General features: G+C 44.9%; 16 protein-coding genes and 1 pseudogene. 5 read left to right on the forward strand and 12 right to left on the reverse strand.

Annotated features, from left to right (window positions below):
* Position 1: 1 nt before the first annotated feature.
* The 10 genes from rpsH to rnr form a co-directional block, all read right to left on the reverse strand.
* The gene (gene rpsH, locus BM528_RS16220; RefSeq protein ID WP_071980724.1) at positions 2-394 is read right to left on the reverse strand and encodes a 30S ribosomal protein S8; all 393 of its coding nucleotides are present in this window, start codon (positions 392-394) and stop codon (positions 2-4) included.
* Positions 395-407: 13 nt separating this feature from the next.
* Positions 408-713, reverse strand: a complete 306-nt coding sequence (gene rpsN, locus BM528_RS16225) for a 30S ribosomal protein S14 (protein WP_071980725.1) — start codon at positions 711-713, stop codon at positions 408-410.
* Between the two features lie 13 nt (positions 714-726).
* Positions 727-1,266: a 50S ribosomal protein L5 gene (gene rplE, locus BM528_RS16230; protein ID WP_071980726.1), complete on the reverse strand. Its 540-nt coding sequence runs from the start codon at positions 1,264-1,266 to the stop codon at positions 727-729.
* A gap of 17 nt (positions 1,267-1,283) precedes the next feature.
* Positions 1,284-1,598 (reverse strand): 50S ribosomal protein L24, encoded by a 315-nt coding sequence (gene rplX, locus BM528_RS16235; protein WP_071980727.1) that lies wholly within the window; start codon positions 1,596-1,598, stop codon positions 1,284-1,286.
* Between the two features lie 12 nt (positions 1,599-1,610).
* Positions 1,611-1,979, reverse strand: coding sequence for a 50S ribosomal protein L14 (gene rplN / locus BM528_RS16240; protein ID WP_071980728.1), 369 nt, complete (start codon positions 1,977-1,979; stop codon positions 1,611-1,613).
* 411 nt (positions 1,980-2,390) lie between these two features.
* Entirely contained in the window at positions 2,391-3,827 is a 1,437-nt protein-coding gene (locus BM528_RS16245; RefSeq protein WP_232230515.1) for a DUF4397 domain-containing protein, read from the reverse strand.
* 540 nt (positions 3,828-4,367) lie between these two features.
* Positions 4,368-6,056 (reverse strand): S8 family serine peptidase, encoded by a 1,689-nt coding sequence (locus BM528_RS16250; RefSeq protein WP_071980729.1) that lies wholly within the window; start codon positions 6,054-6,056, stop codon positions 4,368-4,370.
* Positions 6,057-6,771: 715 nt separating this feature from the next.
* On the reverse strand, positions 6,772-7,749 hold the full coding sequence (locus BM528_RS16255) for a transposase (protein WP_071980730.1): 978 nt from the start codon (positions 7,747-7,749) through the stop codon (positions 6,772-6,774).
* Between the two features lie 256 nt (positions 7,750-8,005).
* Entirely contained in the window at positions 8,006-8,746 is a 741-nt protein-coding gene (gene rlmB, locus BM528_RS16260) for a 23S rRNA (guanosine(2251)-2'-O)-methyltransferase RlmB (RefSeq protein ID WP_071980731.1), read from the reverse strand.
* A complete protein-coding gene (gene rnr / locus BM528_RS16265; RefSeq protein WP_071980732.1) occupies positions 8,747-11,092 on the reverse strand; it encodes a ribonuclease R in 2,346 nt (781 codons plus the stop codon). It lies immediately after the preceding gene.
* A 436-nt stretch (positions 11,093-11,528) separates the two neighbouring features.
* On the opposite strand from rnr, the gene BM528_RS16270 reads away from it, so the two are divergent.
* The 3 genes and pseudogenes from BM528_RS16270 to BM528_RS16280 all read left to right on the forward strand — a co-directional run.
* Positions 11,529-11,813 carry a PepSY domain-containing protein gene (locus tag BM528_RS16270; protein WP_071980733.1) on the forward strand — a complete coding sequence of 95 codons (285 nt, stop codon included), beginning with the start codon at positions 11,529-11,531 and terminating at the stop codon, positions 11,811-11,813.
* Between the two features lie 78 nt (positions 11,814-11,891).
* A complete protein-coding gene (locus tag BM528_RS16275; protein ID WP_083595321.1) occupies positions 11,892-12,464 on the forward strand; it encodes a cytochrome b/b6 domain-containing protein in 573 nt (190 codons plus the stop codon).
* A 155-nt stretch (positions 12,465-12,619) separates the two neighbouring features.
* Positions 12,620-12,724 (forward strand): annotated as a pseudogene (locus tag BM528_RS16280) (transposase); the annotation flags it as partial.
* 71 nt (positions 12,725-12,795) lie between these two features.
* Here the strand turns inward: BM528_RS16280 and BM528_RS16285 are convergent.
* Together BM528_RS16285 and BM528_RS16290 are read right to left on the reverse strand one after the other, a co-directional pair.
* Positions 12,796-13,446 (reverse strand): tetratricopeptide repeat protein, encoded by a 651-nt coding sequence (locus tag BM528_RS16285; protein ID WP_071980734.1) that lies wholly within the window; start codon positions 13,444-13,446, stop codon positions 12,796-12,798.
* Positions 13,447-13,630: 184 nt separating this feature from the next.
* A complete protein-coding gene (locus BM528_RS16290; RefSeq protein WP_071980735.1) occupies positions 13,631-13,882 on the reverse strand; it encodes a TIGR02647 family protein in 252 nt (83 codons plus the stop codon).
* Between the two features lie 216 nt (positions 13,883-14,098).
* Here BM528_RS16290 and ubiD point away from each other — a divergent pair, with 216 nt between their 5' ends.
* Positions 14,099-15,568 (forward strand): 4-hydroxy-3-polyprenylbenzoate decarboxylase, encoded by a 1,470-nt coding sequence (gene ubiD / locus BM528_RS16295; protein WP_071980736.1) that lies wholly within the window; start codon positions 14,099-14,101, stop codon positions 15,566-15,568.
* A gap of 71 nt (positions 15,569-15,639) precedes the next feature.
* Positions 15,640-16,335 carry an NAD(P)H-flavin reductase gene (gene fre / locus BM528_RS16300; RefSeq protein WP_071980737.1) on the forward strand — a complete coding sequence of 232 codons (696 nt, stop codon included), beginning with the start codon at positions 15,640-15,642 and terminating at the stop codon, positions 16,333-16,335.
* The last annotated feature ends 245 nt before the right edge of the window (positions 16,336-16,580 follow it).

Below are 16,580 nucleotides of genomic sequence, written 5' to 3' on the forward strand. Positions count from 1 at the left end.
GTTATGCTACATAACCGATGATCTCACCGCCCATGCCAGCGTTGCGCGCTGCACGGTCAGTCATCACACCTTTTGAAGTCGACACGATAGCGATACCCAAGCCACCCATAACCTTTGGAAGCTCATCTTTTTTCTTATAGATGCGCAGACCGGGGCGACTTACGCGCTCGATAGTGTCAATTACTTGCTTGCCTTCGAAGTACTTAAGCGTAACTTCTAAAACAGGCTTAACGTCACCAGATGCAGCGAAGTCTACGATGTAACCTTCTGACTTCAACACTTCGCAGATAGAAACGCGAAGCTTAGAAGACGGCATAGTTACAGAAACTTTCTGTGCCATCTGGCCGTTACGGATGCGGGTAAACATATCCGCGATAGGATCTTGCATACTCATTATCAGCTACTCCTTACCAGCTGGCTTTCTTAAGGCCAGGGACTTCACCGCGCATCGCTGCTTCACGAAGCTTAATACGGCTAAGACCGAATTTGCGTAGGTAACCATGTGGACGACCAGTTACACGACAACGGTTGCGTTGACGAGATTTACTAGAGTCACGTGGTAGTTGTTGTAGCTTCAGAACAGCGTCCCAACGCTCTTCTTCAGAAGCGTTAACATCGCTGATAATCGCTTTAAGTGCCGCGCGCTTTTCAGCATACTTAGCTACTAGCTTAGTACGCTTCGCTTCGCGTGCTTTCATTGATTCTTTTGCCATAACCCTACACCCCTTACTTTTTGAATGGGAAGTTAAACGCGTCCAGCAGAGCACGTGCTTCGTCATTAGTATTCGCACTGGTAGTGATAGTAATATCCATACCGCGAACCTTATCCACTTTATCGAAATCGATTTCAGGGAAAATGATTTGCTCACGCACGCCCATGCTGTAGTTACCACGTCCGTCGAATGATTTAGGATTCAAACCACGGAAGTCGCGGATACGCGGGATAGCGATTGAAATCAAACGCTCTAGGAATTCCCACATACGCTCGCCACGTAGGGTTACTTTACAGCCAATCGGATAACCTTCACGGATTTTAAAGCCCGCTACTGATTTTCTAGCAACTGTAACAACAGGCTTCTGACCGGCGATAGCCGTCATGTCAGCTTGAGCATTTTCAAGCACCTTCTTGTCAGCAACTGCTTCACCTAAACCCATGTTTAGAGTGATTTTTTCAATCCGAGGGACTTGCATGACGCTTTTGTACCCGAACTGCTTAGCAAGTTCAGCTACTACTGTTTCTTTATAGAAATCATGCAGTTTCGCCATCGTACTCTCCAATATAATTAAACAAGTTCGCCGTTAGACTTGAAGAAACGTACTTTCTTCTCATCTTCAAAACGGAAACCAACGCGATCTGCTTTGCCCGTTGCCGGGTTAACAATCGCAACATTAGAAACGTGAATAGAAGCTTCTTTCTCAACAATACCACCAGCAACACCCAATTGTGGGTTAGGCTTAGTGTGTTTCTTGACGAGATTAACGCCTTCTACAATTAAACGGTCATCAGCCATAAGCACTTTAAGGACTTTGCCTTGTTTGCCTTTGTCTTTACCCGCTAATACGACTACTTCATCATCACGACGAATTTTATTAGCCATTATCGTGACTCCTTATAGTACCTCTGGGGCCAATGAGATGATTTTCATGAAGTTTGAACTTCTCAACTCACGGGTTACCGGGCCAAAGATACGCGTACCAATTGGTTGCTTGTTTGCATTAAGCAAAACAGCCGCGTTACCGTCAAAACGGATGGTTGAACCATCTGAACGACGAACGCCTTTTCTAGTACGCACCACCACTGCATTCAGTACGTCACCTTTTTTAACTTTACCGCGAGGAATTGCTTCCTTAACAGTAACTTTGATGATGTCACCGATACCTGCATAACGGCGATGCGAGCCACCAAGAACCTTAATACACTGAACCCTGCGAGCGCCGCTGTTGTCTGCAACGTCCAGGTTAGTTTGCATTTGGATCATGTTAGTGCTCCGCTCTAAATTAAGACTCTCCCGAGTCGTTATTGTGCTGCTAAAAGCAACTGGATATCGCTGCTTTTATGTACATACCCCCATAAAAAGGGCGCGAAACTATAACAGAATTATTGGCGAAGCGATAGCGGAAAATTGAATTAATTTTAGACTGGGGCGAATAAAAAACCCCCAGCGACTAACTGGGGGGTAGATAACCACAGAGGAGGTCATCAAGCAGGAACTATTTCCATACCTGAACGTCGACATGAGCACCACGAGATGACATTCGGGCATACTTTAAAAGTAATAGAGAATTCAGAAAATGGTAGGTTTTTCACTCATCATTTAGTCTAATAATTTTAGGCTAGTTGTTGAGTGAAAACCTTCGTATTTCCTATCACATCTCTTTTCTGTGAACGATTAAAACAGTACATTGATTTGGTAGCCTGTAGGTGTGTTTGCAGGCTCGATGGTTACAATATAGTTTTCTTCTTCTGTAAAGCCGAACAGTGCTGTTCTGTCTAGTAGCACTTGTTCGTCGTTGTCATCTTCGTAGACTGCGATGACTTCATAAAAGTCTGACGGCAGTACCGTACTATTGCTTTCACCAAACTCCAGATTGCGAATTTTGTATTCCGCTGTGTCTATGGTTTCGTCAACGCGTACCAAGTAAACTTCAACGTCGTCATAATCGCTAACGAGATTGATGAAGTTAACAGTTTTGTCGTACGCCTGCGGCAGCCCGCTCTCTTCAAAGGTAGAAGCTTTGAGCGTATTGTTTGTTTGATAAATCAATATTGCCTTACTTTCACCTTGGTTTAGCGTTACAAGCTTATTGCTTAAGGGCGTTAATGTATCTGTTGAGTCGGTTACGCTCACCCGATAGTCACCGTAACGAATAGCAGAAAACTCCGAAAGCTCTCCAGCAGACAATGCAAATTCAATGTCTTCTTCGTCTGTGTTGCCACCAAAGGTAATGTTAAGCGGTGTTGTCAGGTCTGTTGAATTGTAAATACGATATTGAGCGTCGGCCTCTACATCGGTTAGCGCTGAGACAGTAGATGAATTCAAAATGGTATCGACCACTAATCCTTCTTGGATAGCGCCACTTACATCACGAAGCGCCATTACGTATTCAGTTTCGAAAACAAAATAAAGAGTTTGCGACTCGAAGATCACCTCGTTGCTTCCGGGTGTTGTTAGATATATTGTGTATTCGCCCTCATCGAAGTCGTCGCTGTCGTCATCACCGTCCCAATAGATTAATTCGCCTAAATCGTTTGGTGTTACTGTTCCCAGAAAGTTGGCTGCTTCAAAGGGATCTCCTGCATCACTCATGTAAAAATCGAAGGAATCACCTTCCATTGTCACCGATAGTGCTAATAATCGGAAATGGTCTTCTAGCGTCTCCCGTTCATAACTATATTCCGTGAATGTAGGGTTATTGAAGTCGCCACTCATGACGATTATTGTTTTGTCGCCTTCTCTTAGATTTACCGTTATCTCATCGATATAGATTTCTTGGTCGTCTGAATCCGTACGGATGAACTCTAATACAATCTCGCCGCTTTCCATTGAATACATAGGCGTAGCATCGCCAAATTGCGCTGAACCAAAACTGTCCTCATCTACTTCTCTCATTTCTACGTTTGCGCCGTTTGGTGATGCGTTATAGAACTGAAGATATGCAGATTCAAAATCTGAACTGCCGCTATCTGAGCCACCACATGCCGAAAGGGCGAACAGCGCAACCAAGGCTAGCGCTAAAGTTTTACTAAAGTGACAGGCACTATTACTAATGTGACAGGCACCGCTTCTAAAGTGACAGGCACGATAAAGCGAAGAGAGTAATTGCATAAACGGTGTTTCCTTTAAATTTGTTTTTAAATAGATAAATTAGATAGCAGCACAGACGGGAATACATGCGCCGAACGCCGTTATGGCATAAAAATGTGGCGTAGGTTCATAGCTTTACTCTTTCTTTACAAAACTGACATTTAACTGAAGAAAACGGCGTAAAACTAAACGAATTGGGAAAATAGCAAGAAGGGTTGTTTGGGCTATAACCTAGAAGGTTTTTCTTGAGAGGATTTATTTCAAGGCGGCTTCTGATAACTATCGAGTAGGGTGAGGCTTGCGCCTCATCCCTCTCACAGAACCGTACGTACGGGCCTCGTATACGGCTCCTGCATACTTCATATCACTTGCTAAGTGAACAGCGCCCTTGCCATTCGGATTATCTTCCCCTCAGTCAGGGTGATTCAGGTTTCTTTCAACCTGACGGGTTTGCCAGCTTCGCTGGGCAAACAAAAAAGCCTGCAAAAAATGCAGGCTTAGATTGATAATTGCCTCTCAGGCTTGTTTAACGATAATCGCTAATAGTTACTCGCAAGAGAATTACTCGTAGGAGTAAGACAGCGTAACGTTGCTGTATCTGGAGTAAGCACGCACGCCGATATGCCAAGTACCCGCAGCTGGTGCGTCAAACGTACACACTTCGTTGTTACCGTTACGATACGGACGACAATCGAAATCACCGGTCTCAGGTTGTGAGCCAAACTTCATGTATAAGTCTGCATCACCCGAACCACCAGCAATACTCACCGACATTTGGCTAACGCCTTCAGGAATAGTCCAGGTATAGCGATTCCAGTCGTTACGTGGAGCAGATAGGCCCGGAACTTGACCAGATACCGGCTCAACCGTTGGACTACCGCCGTTGTCTGTACCGCCGCCGTTACCGTCACAACCGTTGGTATTTAGTTGGTTGTAAGCATTGGCTAGTTGCATGAGACCGAAACCGTAAAAGTTATCGCGACCTGCACTGCCTTTATCTTCAGCACTTACATTAAGCGCATTTCTAATTTGGTTATTTGTACATTGCGGGAAGTAACTCCATATCAATGCTGCACCACCAGCTACGTGAGGTGTCGCCATTGAAGTACCGCTTAACGCAGCGTAGGTGTTTGTTGGATAAGTAGACTGTACAGCGCTACCAGGAGCCGCAATTTCTACTTGGTCGTTGTACTGGCTGTAGCTGGCGCGGTTTTCATTTGAATCTACCGCAGCTACAGACATTACCGCATCGTAAGAAGCAGGATAAGATTTGCCACTATTGCCATCGTTACCCGCTGCTGCCACTAACAGCATACCCGCATCAGTGAAGCTTTGCATGGCATCGCGCTCTGTTGCCGATGCACTGCCGCCACCTAGGCTCATGTTAACCACGTTAGAGCCTGCATTCTGACATTGAGAAATAGCGTCGATTAGATCTGATGCGTAAGTCCATTGGCCGTTGTCGTTGAATATTTTTACGATATGAAGATCGACGCCAGGATATACACCTACAACACCTTCGTTATTATCATAAGCAGCGATAGTGCCAGCAACGTGCGTTCCATGTCCGTTTCCGTCATTGTACCAATTGCCCACCGCAACGTTATTCGCATTACCTGTAACACCGTTATTGGTATCCGGTAAGTCGGGATGGCCTAAGTTGTAACCTGTGTCGATAACACACACTTTACGTGCAGTGGTATCGGCTTGGCCGAATTGATTAGCCTGAACCATGGTATAGCCGTATGGCGTGGTTTGCGCCATAAGTTTGCGTTTTGCATCTATTTCAATGCTTTCAACATTTGGGTTTTTACGTAATTCATTCAAGGCTTTACGATCTAACTTCGCTGCCATTAAACGTTGCTTTTTCAAGGTCTTTTTAACTAATCCCCCTGCTCGCACAACATCATTTTTTGCAGCTTGAACGTTAAACGCTTTTTTCTGCTGACCGAATTTTAACGCCCCTTTGCCTTTTAAAGACTCATCGTTAGTGCCCATCAGGACGTCAGATGTCATTTCGTCTCTAAATTTTACGATGTAACGATCGCCAGGTTCTTCAAGTGAGCCAAAACCGATTTTTGTGAAACGTTTGTTTAGGCCCTTGTTTAATTTTGATGAGAAAGACTGTTTCTTTGCTTCTACTTTTACCGGAGCATTTTCTTCAGCTACTGCACTTTGACCAGCAAAGGCTAAGGACACTGCGATGGCAGCCGCCGTCATACATGTGTGTTTCTTATTTTTTAAATTCAAAATTTATTTCCTGTTTATCTGTCTTTTTTTAGTTTCAGCACTTTTAATCTCGTACTTTTGAAACCTTTAGTTATGTTTTGACATACAGGTTCAACCATTACCTCATACGAAACGCCTATCCATGACTTTCAACGCAACTGCGTTGTAACGACCTACCCGCGTGTCAGTTGTCGTAAATAAGCGTGCGTTGCACTTCATCTACAAAGCCCATATTAGCCAGAGAATCAACATGTTAAGTATATTACTCAAAACTTGATGAGCTTTTTTCATACCTTTTAAAAATAATCAAAATGCAATTTAAAAGGACAAACCACGTAAACCCTAGCTTTTGGACAAATTCATATTAGGAATAGAATTTAATAATTAACAATTATTTTACAAATGCAAATGTAACAAAATGTGACCTATACCTTTTTGAGAATTATTGGCATTAACTAGAGATAGCTGAGGAGATAAGTGAGCACTTGGTTTGGTGAGTTAGTTAGGTGGAATGAGTAGATTTATTAAATTTAGACAGGCAGTTTACTTATTAAGACAGGCATATTAGAAAACAGGTCGCTATTTCTCTTAACCTGATTACCGATACAGAAAGTTAAGGTCAGCAAAACATTGTTGAGTTAATTAGACGCAGTCGAGGAATTAGATTTCGTTGTGGAAAAGATATGTAGAGTCAGGTTGGCTGTGCCAGAATGTCATCGATTGATTTGGGGTGAAATTATCCAAGTAAGCGCATAGCGCTTTTTCGTCCATGCACTCGCTGTTGATGTTGGTTGTGGGCGTACTGCTCGAGGTGAACCACTTTTCCCGCAGCATGTTTAAAACAGTGTTCAAACTGGGTAGTTAACGTCAGCCATTTTTCATCGTCGATGCCAAGACGCACTAGAATGTGTGGCATATTGCTCTCTACTTTGCCGTGTTTAGTTGGATGAATACACCGACTGGTTGTATCCACAAGCTGAAGGTAATCGCTAAGAGTGAAAGGTAAGCCATGGGGCCTATCTCGCTGTGGGTTGCCAGCAAAAGGCATGAGTCGTTTCGGTGTTTTACCCACCCTTGCAGCACGAATTCGGTATTGAATACTGGTATGGTTAGAGGTTTCAGGCGTTTTCGCCACATTAGCGCGTACCGGGTTTAAATCGACGTAGGCCATACAGGCAGCTAGTGCAGACTCATCCAATAGCGCCTGGGATTTAAACCTTCCCTCCCAAAAATGTCCTGTACATTCATCTTCTTTATTGGCCGCGCGAGCAATGTATTCATTGAGTGCGCGCATAAACCAACTGATATCATAAAGTCGTGCTCGCCACACGCCTGCCGTATTTTCCACGGTATCTATCTGCGCCTCGCTGAGGTCTTTTCGTGTCATGGGCGAGGCGTATTGCTGCGTTAACAAGGTTCCTCTGTACAGCGAATGCCAGCGCTCAATAACCTCTTCTGTCGAGAGCGCTATCGCTTTCTCTTTATTCACATGCAGAACGATATGGGTATGGTTACTCATTACCGCGTAAGCACAAACTTCTATCGCAAATACATCACTTAATACATGAATGCGGTCTTCAACCCACTTGCGGCGGTGTTCGAAGCTTTTTCCGTGCTCTGTTCCACATAAGAATGCGCGGCGAACACAGCGAGATACACAATGATAATACGGTGTATCTGATAAGCTAATTTGAGACTTTCGGGCTTTAGGCATCGAGCTATTCTGACGTTTAATTGTGCTGCTACCAGTTTGGAGTGCTACACCACCTAAAGAAAGTGTATTGAAGTACAGTTTTAAAATTGTTTTATGCCTGTCTCATTTGTTATTAGTGGTTAATTTTAATGCTCTTTTATGCCTGTCTCATTAGTCGTTACTTTTTGGGTACAAAAAAAGGGCAATATAGTTGCCCTTTTGGTGGTGCACACTTTTGGTGGTGCACAGAGTTCAGCCCTCATCAGTTTTCACATCTCTAACTCAGGCGCTGCCTTACAATCTCATATAAACATATACCAGTGGCAACCGATACGTTTAAACTTGAAACGCTGCCAGCCATAGGAAGCTTAACAAGCTCATCGCAGGTCTCTTTAGTTAGCCTACGCATGCCTTTTCCTTCAGCGCCCATCACTAAAGCGGTAGGGCCTTTAAGATTCACATCAAACAAGGTTTTATCAGTTTCGCCGGCTGTACCCACAATCCAAAGTCCTTTGTCTTGAAGGTGCTTTAAGCTCCTGGCAAGGTTGGTAACTTGAATAAGCGGGATAACCTCGGCTGCACCGCACGCTACTTTGCGCACAGTACCGTTTAAACTTGCAGATTTATCTTTAGGCACAATAACCGCGTGAACGCCTGCGCCGTCTGCGGTTCGCAAGCAAGCGCCAAGATTATGTGGGTCGGTAATACCGTCTAACACAAGTAACAAAGGTTGAGACTCGCGTTCTAAAATACGATCGAGGTCAGCCTCGTCGAGCACACGAGCTGGCTTAGCTCTTGCCACCACACCTTGGTGTTGCTCGCCGTTTACCTTGTCATCTAATGCTTTGCGCTGACAAAACTGCACGGAAATGCCAAAACGGCGGGCCTGGTTCACAATATTGACGAGACGCTCATCGGTTCTTCCCTTAAGCACCATCACTTCAACAACGCGTTCGGGTTCATTTTCTAACACCGATTGCATAGCGTGTAAGCCGTATAACCACTCTTGCTGCGCCATTTAACGCTTTCCTTTTTTACTAGTATTGTCTGATTTAGCTGCTTGTGCAGGCCCTTTTCCACCGCGTTTAGCGCCGCCTTTACCGGCTGCAGGTTTAGGTCCGCGCTTCCCTCTGGTAGTGGCTTTTTTGGCAGTTTTTACCTTAACCTTCTTACCACCGGGGCTGCGCAGCATAGACTTATCGAGTAATAAATCAATCTTTCTCTCATCTAAATTTACAGCAGCAACTTGCACTTCTACAGTATCGCCCAATCTAAATTGATTGTGACCAGACTCACCAACTAATGCCATTTTCACTTCGTCGAAATGATAGTAGTCATCATCTAGCGACGTAATATGCACCAGACCATCAATATGGTATTCAGTAAGGCGAACGAATAAACCAAAATTGGTTACCGAGCTTACAACACCTTCAAACTTATCGCCTACGTGGTCGAGCATAAACTCACATTTCAGCCAATCAGCGACATCGCGAGTTGCATCGTCTGCTCTGCGCTCGGTCATTGAGCACTGCTCGCCTAATTGCTCTATTTCGTCAACCGTATAGGTTTTGCTTCCGCTAACCGACTTTTTGCCCTGCTGTTTTGCAATAATGCTTTTTAGTGCTCTGTGAACAACCAAATCAGGGTAACGACGTATGGGCGAGGTAAAGTGCGCGTAGGCCTCTAATGCTAAACCAAAGTGACCGACATTCTCTCCGTCGTACACCGCTTGTTTCATAGAGCGAAGAAGCATGGTCTGAATCAACTCTTCATCTACGCGGCCTTTGGTTTTTAACACCACGTCGGTAAATGCAGAAGGCTCTGCATCATCAACAATGCGGTGTGGAATACCAATCTCGCTGAGGTAACTTGTGAATGCTGTAAGCCTGTCGGCATCTGGCTTGTCGTGAACTCGGAATAAAGCCGGCGCTTCGTGCTTTTCAAGCATAAGCGCAGCACTCACGTTGGCCATTATCATGCATTCTTCAATAAGCTTATGTGCATCGTTGCGAACCAGTGGAACAATGTCTTCAATTTTTCGCTGAGCGTTAAACACAAACTTCACTTCTTGCGTTTCAAACTCTATGGCACCGCGCTTGGCGCGAGACTTTTTCAGGCTGCGGTACAAATCGTGCAAATTACGCAAATGCGGAACATGAGCTTCGTAGCGCTGGTGTAACTCTTTATCACCCTGAAGAATATTCCACACTTTATTGTAGGTCAGTCGCGCATGGGAGTTCATTACTGCTTCGTAAAACTGAAACTCTTCTAGTTTGCCCTGTGCGCTAATGGTCATTTCGCACACCATGCACAAGCGATCTACCTCAGGGTTAAGTGAGCACAGTCCGTTTGAAAGCACTTCCGGCAACATAGGAATAACTTGGTCAGGAAAATAGACCGAGTTTCCGCGCTGCTGGGCTTCATCGTCTAGCGCTGTGCCCGTGCGAACGTAATGACTAACATCGGCAATAGCCACCCAAAGCTGCCATCCACCGTCGTCCAATGGTTCGCAATATACAGCATCGTCAAAGTCTCGAGCGTCTTCACCATCAATAGTGACTAACGGCAATTGTCGCAGATCGACTCGACCGGCTTTGGCTTCATCCGGCACTTGGTCGGTAAGGTTTGAAACCTGTTTAGTTACCCCTTTCGGCCATTGGTGAGGAATATCGAACGTGCGTAACGCCATCTCAATTTCCATTCCCGGCGCCATATGCTCGCCAAGTACTTCTACCACTTTCCCGACCGGGCTCATTTTTCGACGTGGTCGTTGCGATAGTTCTACTACAACTACCTGTCCCATTCGAGCGCCGTTAGTACTCTCTGGAGGTATAACTATTTCTTGTTGCAGACGACTATCGTCTGGAACCACCATGCCAAAGCCTTGCTCAAGAAAATAGCGGCCCACAATTGGCTCGCTTCTCGGCTCAATCACTTGGGTAATGAACGCCTCTTTCCGACCGCGGCGATCGGTACCGCTTATTCGAGCTTCTACAACGTCGTCGTGCAAGAACATATTCATTTGCCCTGCACTAATGAACAAGTCGCCACTCTTATCTTCTGGGCGCAAGAATCCAAAACCGTCGCGGTGGCCTATAATCCGGCCTTTAATTATTTCATCACGGTTTTGAAGAATGTACTTTTTCTGACGGGTAAACTGCACTTGGCCCTCGCGCTCCATAGCGCGCAATCGTCGCTGAATTCCAATTCGGGCATCTTCGCTTTCGGCGTTTACCTGTGCGCAAATATCAAGGAATGACATAGGTTTGTCTTCTTCCTTCAAAATGCTCATCAGATGTTCCCGGCTTGCTACCGGATTTTCGTACTTTTCTTTCTCGCGCTGATAATGCGGGTCGTCACTCATGTATTTGTAATTTACCTTTTATTTGTATTAAACGGCTTAGCCTAATTGCTTTACCATTTGGTCGTTTGGTGCACAGTATAACAGTATTTACCACAAAAACATTGCACACTAGTGACACGCTTGGGTCATACAGCCTGTGTATAAAAAGACGTTCGAATTATAACTACGCTTGTAACGCAAGTTAGAAGACAGCGGCATGGCTCAGTAAACGTACAGTAAACGTATAGCAAGGCATTTTAAGTCGCAGAGCTCAGTATATTGGAGTGCATGTGCCCTCTGTCAATTTAATGTGGTTCTGACCCCATTTATTTTACTGTGCTAGAAACCGTGCTAGTCTGGCAATAAGAACTATTCTCAATGATTGGCCGTAACAGCCATTCCTATAGAAAATATGTAGTTAGCAAGTTTACCCTTACCCATGTTCAAGGAGACGACAATGAAAAAAGCAATTATGCTACTTACCGCCGTTGGAGCGGCTACCCTATTAAGTGCTTGTAGTGCAGAGCACGGCACTACTATGTGTACCACAGCACCGCAGTCTGAATGGCAAAATCAAGAGGCATTTCAAGCACAGCTGGTTGCCCAGGGTTATAAAATTAATGAGTTTAAAGTTACCGATGGCAACTGCTACGAAATTTATGGTTTCAACAAAGACGAAAGCAAAGTAGAAATTTACTTTAACCCAGTCGATGGCAGCATTGTGAAAGAAGAAAGTCACTAACGTAAATACGTTGTACGACACCTTCAAAAGCGCCACAATGATGCATTGCGGCGCTTTTTACGTTTTAAAGAACAGATCATGACAGACCAAAACGAACATCCCAACACCAAGAGCAACGATATCACCATCTGGGATCGTATTGTACGGCTATGCCACTGGATGTTAGTGGCCTGTTTCGTAACCAACTACTTTATTGTCGAGCCTGGTCGCCTTTATCACGAAATAGCGGGTTATACTGCTGTGTCGTTTATTTTTCTGCGCCTTATTTGGGGCTTCACTCGCCCAATAACTAACTATGCGAGCTTTCGCACGGTTAACCTTCATATTCGTGAATTCAAACAACATATTCAGCATTTAAAGCAACGTGATGTGCCAGCGCAACACGGTCATAATCCCTTTGGGTGGTTAATGATTTTTGCGGTCATTATTTTGTTTTTAGGGTTGGGCGTGACAGGCTTTACTATGGAGGAAGTAGACGCGTTTTTCGGAAACAGTACGTTGGAGTGGATCCACGGCACATTTGCTGATGTGTTATACGCCTGTGTGCTAATTCATGTAGCAGCAGTATTTTTTGTGCAGTACAAAGGCCGCGTTCAATTACTTCGTCCCATGCTCGTTGGAAAACGCAAAGTAGCTAAAAAGAATAGCTAATAAAGTAGTGAACAAGAGACACCAAAACCAACCTTGATACGAGAGAATCTTAAAACAGTGAACTACCCAGCGACATCGCTTCTGATCACTGGGCTTCTACAGTCTAGCTTTGAGCTAAGCTGCTTCTCTTTTCTCAGATCCACAATCCAACTTCGTTTTGGAAAGAGAAAACATTTTGGTCTGATGGATACTTTGTGTGTTCTGTAGGAAATGCAAGTGCAGAGACAATACGAAAATATATTCAAGAGCAGGGGTTGTGACACCGATTCATCCCCGCGACATCACTTCGTTCTGATCACGGGGTTTTCTCGGTGAGCTTCGATAAAGCTCTTTAACTGTCTGACGGACGTTTCGCCGCTCTCACGGCTTTAGGATGCATCAATGTTTCCAATTCATCGAGGTACGCAGCAATTTTCTGATGCTGTGCTTTATCGTTAGTCACCGCATTGTGCAGCCAATGATAGGCCTCTTCATAGTCATACGGGCTACCGTATCCGGCCAAAAATAACTCAACCAGCTGAATTTGAGCTTTTAAACTTTTAAGGGCTGCCGCTTCGCGCAAATACACAACAGCGCGCTCTTTGTCCTCTTGCACAAGGGTGCCATTTTTATAGTATCGGCCAAGTTGCTCTAAAGCAGCAGGTAAGCCTTGATTGGCGGCATCTTCCATGTAGCCAATGCCACGTACAGGCGCCTCGTCAACACACACTCCCCACGCTAGCATGTCACCCCATAAAAACTGATAAGCAGGCACTTTTAGCACATCAGCACGAGCTTCGATATCTTGAACTAGCTGGCAGCGGTCGGCTACAACTTTATCTAGGTGCGTATTCGCATTTATCATGTCTATCAGCGCATCTTGACTGTAAAGCTGAACAGCGCGAATTTCCTCAATTGTCTCGCCTTCTAAAGCGAAGGCGTGAGTAGATAACCCTAGAAGAGACAGGGTGAAAATAAGTGCAGTAAAAAGACGTTGTTTCATAGTGACAGATTCTAACAATGCAAAACCAAGCGTATTTACGTTATCGTCCGTGGGCCAAATATCTTAACAATATCTCACTAACAATATCTCACTAACAATATCTTGATAAGAGCAATACGTCGTTCAACGAGCACACCCACAAGCAGTTGCATAGGTGCGCCTTAATTGCGCATTAGAGATAGAACTAATGACCGCCCTTCTGCGCACACAGGGCCGACTGAATATGACGAGCGTGATCGGCTACATCAATGCCTAAATCGGTAAGATACCCGCCGTCTGGCAATGTAATGAGACCTTTTGAATATAATCTGGAAGCGGCGTTAACCATAGATTGACTTGCGTCGTGGTGAATTTTTAGACCTTGTAGCAGGCTATTGTCTGGGAATTTAAGTAACAGATTTAACTCGTCGAGCATGTCCTGATCGAATGTTGTCATGAAGCCACCTTAGGCAAAGGATTGAAAGTCATAGCGCTTTATCGCTTTAGTAGTTATAGCGCTATTTCCTATATCACACACAATTAATTGCGCTGTCCAGATCATTTTCTCGAAATTAAACCTTTAATCTTCGAATTCATGCCGTGAACTGATCGGACTTTATCTCGAAATAGTATACTCTTGCCATAACATAAGTTCGTGGATGCACCAGCCCTAATGAAGTATAAAGATTTACGCGACTTTATTCGCCAGCTAGAGAGTAAAGGTGAATTGGTTCGCATTAGTCAGCCAATTGATACCGACCTTGAAATGACCGAAATTGCCGATCGCACATTACGTGCTGGCGGCCCGGCGCTACTGTTCGAGAACCCTAAAAATCACTCCATGCCAGTGTTAGCAAATTTATTTGGCACGCCTCAGCGTGTGGCCATGGGTATGGGGCAAGACTCAGTAGAAGCATTAAGAGAAGTGGGTAAGCTTTTAGCCTATTTGAAAGAGCCAGAACCACCAAAGGGCTTAAAAGATTTATGGCAAAAGCTACCGGTGTTTAAGCAGGTTTTGAACATGCCGGCCAAAGTTGTCAAAAAGGCTCCCTGTCAGGAAGTAGTGTTAACCGGCGATGACGTAGACTTGTCAAAAATTCCGGTACAGCGATGCTGGCCCGGTGATGCAGCACCGCTAGTTACTTGGGGACTTAGCGTTACCCGTGGACCACACAAAAAGCGTCAAAACCTAGGTATTTACCGTCAGCAGGTTATTGCTAAAAACAAGCTTATTATGCGCTGGCTTTCACATCGCGGCGGAGCACTGGATTTTCGTGAATGGTGTCAGACACACCCCGGCGAACCTTATCCAGTGTCGGTGGCGCTAGGCGCAGATCCGGCTACGATATTAGGCGCAGTAACGCCTGTTCCCGATACATTGTCGGAATATGCCTTTGCAGGCTTGTTACGCGGCGACAAAACTGAGGTCGTTTCCTCAATAAGTAACGATTTGCAAGTGCCTGCAAGCGCCGAAATAGTGTTAGAAGGCTATATCGCGCAAGACGAAACGGCCCCGGAAGGCCCCTATGGCGATCATACTGGTTACTATAACGAAGTTGACGAATTTCCAGTATTTACCGTAACGCATATCACTCATAGAAAAGATCCTATTTACCATTCAACCTACACTGGTCGCCCACCCGATGAACCAGCCATACTAGGCGTAGCACTTAACGAAGTGTTTGTACCTATCTTGCAGAAGCAATTTCCGGAAATTGTCGATTTCTATCTGCCGCCTGAAGGGTGTTCCTACCGGATGGCAGTTGTTACTATGAAGAAGCAATACCCAGGTCACGCCAAGCGCGTTATGATGGGAGTATGGTCATTTTTACGTCAATTCATGTACACCAAGTTCGTTATTGTTTGCGACGACGATGTAAATGCTCGCGACTGGAATGATGTGATATGGGCTATTACCACGCGAATGGACCCTGCCCGCGATACCGTAATGATAGAAAACACGCCTATCGATTACTTGGATTTTGCCTCGCCGGTATCTGGTCTAGGTTCAAAAATGGGTATGGATGCGACCAATAAAATGCCCGGCGAGACCGACCGTGAATGGGGCGAACCCATTGTTATGGACGAAGCCGTTAAAAAGCGAATTGATGATATTTGGGATGAACTTGGTATTATGAAGTAACCAAATAGAGCGTTATTAAAGATAACGCTTCAGAGGCGACACGCTAAACCAAAAAGGGTAAGAAAAATTACATGCCACAAATTAAATGCAAGGTTGCAAGCATTACGCCTTTAACCGATGTAGTACAAAAAATTGAACTCACGTTGCCAGAAGCAGTAGCGTTTAAAGCAGGCCAGTACGCCATGGTTGTCATGGGCGAAAAAGACATGCGACCGTTTTCCATCGCCAATGCCGCTTACGACAATAACCGTATAGAGTTGCACATCGGCGCCGAGCCAGGCAATAGCTATGCAGGTGACGTATTAGCCCGTATGCAAAGCGATGGTGAAATTACGCTCAGCCTTGGCCATGGAGATGCGTACTTACAAAGCAATGGGCTTCCAATGGTACTTATTGCAGGCGGTACCGGTTTCTCGTACACCTACTCAATTTTAAAAGAGCACCTAAAAAGCGGAGACACCACGCCACTCACTCTTTACTGGGGTGGTAAACATGCGGAAGACCTTTACTTAGCCGACGAATTGAGTGAATTGGCGGCGGCTAACGAACATTTTACGTTTGTGCCCGTGGTAGAGTTTGCTAACGACGACTGGACTGGCAGAACGGGATGGGTTCACCATGCAGCCATGGCTGATCATGCCGACTTCTCTGGCGTTCAAGTTTACGTTGCAGGCCGATTCGAAATGGCAAAAGTAGTTCGTGACGATTTTACGCAGCGCGGTTTAAAGAAAGAGAATTTATTTGGCGATGCATTCGCGTTTATTTAGGCTGACCTGATAGGCGAATACCATGCCGTTGGATCTGAACTTTGCCGTTGTATCTGAACTTTAGGGTTAATATCCGAAAATTCATTCTGAGAGTCGCTTCGTCACAGTAAGCAGTAATCAGCTTGCAAATCTACATAACGCAAATAATTTGCGCCGATAATTACTTATTGGCGTTTTTTGTTTTCCCCACCCACCTTTTAAACCTGTTTTAGTTTTAACTGTTTTAGTTTTAACATTGCTCAGAT

It is taken from the genome of Alteromonas sp. RW2A1, assembly GCF_001886475.1.
GTDB lineage: Bacteria > Pseudomonadota > Gammaproteobacteria > Enterobacterales > Alteromonadaceae > Alteromonas > Alteromonas hispanica.